Origin of the sequence: Blautia sp. HCP3S3_H10_2 (assembly GCF_052122375.1) — a bacterium.
In the GTDB taxonomy this organism is placed as follows: Bacteria; Bacillota; Clostridia; order Lachnospirales; family Lachnospiraceae; genus Blautia_A.
In genome coordinates this window covers 1-2963 of record NZ_JBQKCL010000034.1, presented here as the reverse complement: position 1 = coordinate 2963, position 2963 = coordinate 1, and the positions used below count along the sequence as shown (strand labels likewise).

At 39.0% G+C, this 2963-nt stretch carries 2 protein-coding genes and 1 pseudogene; 1 reads left to right on the top strand and 2 read right to left on the bottom strand.

Going from position 1 to position 2963, the window contains the following annotated elements; genetic code table 11:
• Nucleotides 1-302 precede the first annotated feature (302 nt).
• Nucleotides 303-761 carry a hypothetical protein gene (locus ACTQWB_RS18540; protein ID WP_441502903.1) on the top strand — a complete coding sequence of 153 codons (459 nt, stop codon included), beginning with the start codon at nt 303-305 and terminating at the stop codon, nt 759-761.
• Between the two features lie 506 nt (nt 762-1267).
• Here the strand turns inward: ACTQWB_RS18540 and rhuM are convergent.
• Nucleotides 1268-2006: pseudogene (rhuM, locus tag ACTQWB_RS18535) on the bottom strand (RhuM family protein); the annotation flags it as partial.
• A gap of 24 nt (nt 2007-2030) precedes the next feature.
• A complete protein-coding gene (locus tag ACTQWB_RS18530; protein WP_441502904.1) occupies nt 2031-2759 on the bottom strand; it encodes a hypothetical protein in 729 nt (242 codons plus the stop codon).
• Nucleotides 2760-2963 lie beyond the last annotated feature (204 nt).

Genomic DNA, 2963 nt, shown 5'->3' with positions numbered 1-2963 from the left:
GTACTTTGTATTCATGGTCATATTTACGTGCCATTTTGAGTACCTCCTTATTCTCTTGATTCTATCATGAAATCCTTGAGAATAAGATGTCAACTTTTTTATACCACACCAAGATGTACTAAAGCAATGGAAGATATAGTTCAAATTGTAGTTGATGCGGAAAGTTCAAAAGGTGGTGGGTTCTTAAGACCTAGTAAGCCTGGATATGAGTATAATTATGAAGTCAGCAATGCGGACACTCGCTCATCAGGACTTCATTGATTATAGATTAAGCAAAAACCATTTATAGGAGGATTGAAATTATGGCTTATTCAGAAAGTATGTTAACAACTGAGTGGATTCCGCAGGTAAGATTCCCTGATGGAAACAACGTCAACCTTATGACGGTTCGTGAAGCAATTCAGAATGAGGCTGATGAAAATGGTATTCCAGTAGCATTTCGTGAAGATACACTTAAGAGTGGTGGTCTTTTCAACAAACAGGTTGAAGATATCTTAGTTATGTACAACCCAGAGCATGCTAACGATTATCTGCAGTTTGTGATTCGTGTTCAGCATATGGGTAAATATGCATTTATGCATGTTTACAACATGGGTGGAAGTAAGAATTATCGTAATGCTAATACTGCTGCGTCTGGTGGTGCAATGGGAACAATTGCAGCAATTGGTGGTCTCTTCGGTGGTGCCAAGGCTAAATTACAGGCTGAAGAGCAGTACTATACCATTCTTGCTGATGTTCTTGCAAATTGCGTTGGAGCATAATAACTTATTATAATCTTCTATTTTGAGTGTCGATAGAAAAAATATAAGTCTATGTACCGGATAGCAACGAAGTATGATGTTATTTGGGCCAGTTTGCAAATTGAGATGTGCAGCTTAGATGAATAATAGCTAGTGATTGCTCCTATTAAAATTGGAAATTAAGGTGATAGTGGCTGTATAGCGCTTTCAGTTAAATCACTAGAAATCACAGAACACATTGATATTTTTTAGACCCTTGGAATAAGATTCTGAGGGTCTGATTTTGTTTAGTTGATATTTTGAATGAGCTATAGTGAAGCTCCCAACGGAACAAGCATGTTAGCAAGAGGTTATGTTGGGAATATATTCCTTGGAACATTAGGTATGATAGTGGGATTTTCAACAGCAAGGAGAAGAGGGATATATCGTTTGCAGATTGTTTTTGCTGAAGGCGGAATAGGAATTGCTGAAGTGGATAATTTGATTTATGAGAAAATAATGCAAATTGTGTGCAAGTATGTGTAATAGTAGGCTGTAACTATTTTGTTTAAAGCATCCAGTTCCGGCTGAGTAAGATAGTTTTTTGCCACTTCCACATCGGAGCGACGGATGGTGTTATTACTCCATGAGGTTAGTCCCATATTATCTTTTTCTGCATCAGCTCGTTGGTAGATAACCTCTGCAGCTGTGTGTTTGTGCGCTGCCCAGTGCATTTTATTCTGAACCTGTTTAAAGAATAAAATGGAGCTTTCCGCACTTGGGTCATAGTCTATGCTGGTGGCATAGATTTCCAATACTTTTCTCCAGAATACCTTTTCAGAAGAACGAATATCTCTGATTCGAGCAAGCAATTCGTCAAAGTATTGCCGCCGCCAAGTCTTTTTAAGCGGTCATCGTCTAATGCAAATCCTTTTTCATGTATTCTTTTAATATTCCCATAGCCCAGATACGGAACTGTGTACCACGATGAGATTTTACTCGATATCCCACGGAGATAATTACGTCGAGATTGTAATATTCAATGTTTCGTTCTACGGAACGATTACCTTCCATTTGAACTGTTGCAAATTTTGCAACAGTTCCCGTTGGTGATAATTCGCCTTCTTCGTATATTTTACTGATATGTCAGGAAATAGTGGACTTATTTCTCTGAAATAGCTCTGCCATTTGGTCAATAGACAGCCATACAGTATCATCTTCAAAGGTAGTTTCTATTTTTGTTAAACCGTCTTCGGTTGTGTACATAATAATATTTGAATGGTTCATATACGCAGTCCTCCTATGTTTGGGTTACTCCACATCTGTTGTATTATTTTTCTTTGCTCTGCTCTTATATACATTGTACTGGTTCTTACACTGTGGTGAACAGAATTCCATATTTGGTCTGGTGGCAACAAATGCCTTTCCGCAGTGCTTGCATACCTTCAGGCTGGAGTTTTCATCCGTCAACATAAAGGAAAACATCATCTGCACGCATAACAACAAAGAATTAAAGTCCCAGACAATGGTAGGGCGTTCTCGTAATTCTATGCGGTAGGTAGGAGCCACACCACCGAATGCAGCCATTCCCTGACGATACAGGTTGCGCTCATTCTCATCCAGTCTGTCATAATCCTGATAGTAAAGGAAACTTGAGAAGAAGGTAAATGCCCAGTCCCGGAATACTTCCACAAGCCATTCATAGGCTTCGGCGTACTCCTTCTGAAAGCTCATCATAACAGCCTGTGGCTTGTTCTTCATGGTCATAATCAAAGCAAACATTTCCACACTGTCCGTACTCCAACTGGATTCCATCCTCATTTTGCGGAAATCAATCTTGTCAAAAGGGAAGAAGTAAGACATATATTTCTCGGTAGAGATGCTTTCTTCCTTGATAAAATGGTTTTTGGGCAGATATACTGCTTCGTATGTAATGAAATCCGGTGTGGTAGGCAGGGCGGTCATAAGTCCCAGCATACCATATTCAGATACAAAGTTCATAATGGCTTCTTTTAATTCAGCTTCACTTGCCTTATTCATGGCAGTAGTGCCGATATTGATGGCAGTAAGTACCAGATTCTCATAATCCTTGATAGGATTGTAGATGGATGGCTTGGCATTTGCAGAAGGTGTAATCGCTGACTGTCAAGGTAGTTGTCAGTAAAATATTTATTTTTTGTTCTTGCAGGTCATCAGATATTGTTCTGTACCTGACGTGAGTATCAATAAATTATCTACGTTTAT

Coding starts and splice junctions, on each gene's coding strand:
- ACTQWB_RS18540 (WP_441502903.1), top strand. CDS start 303: ATGGCTTATTCAGAAAGTATGTTAACAACTGAGTGGATTCCGCAGGTA.
- ACTQWB_RS18530 (WP_441502904.1), bottom strand. CDS start 2,759: ATGAATAAGGCAAGTGAAGCTGAATTAAAAGAAGCCATTATGAACTTT.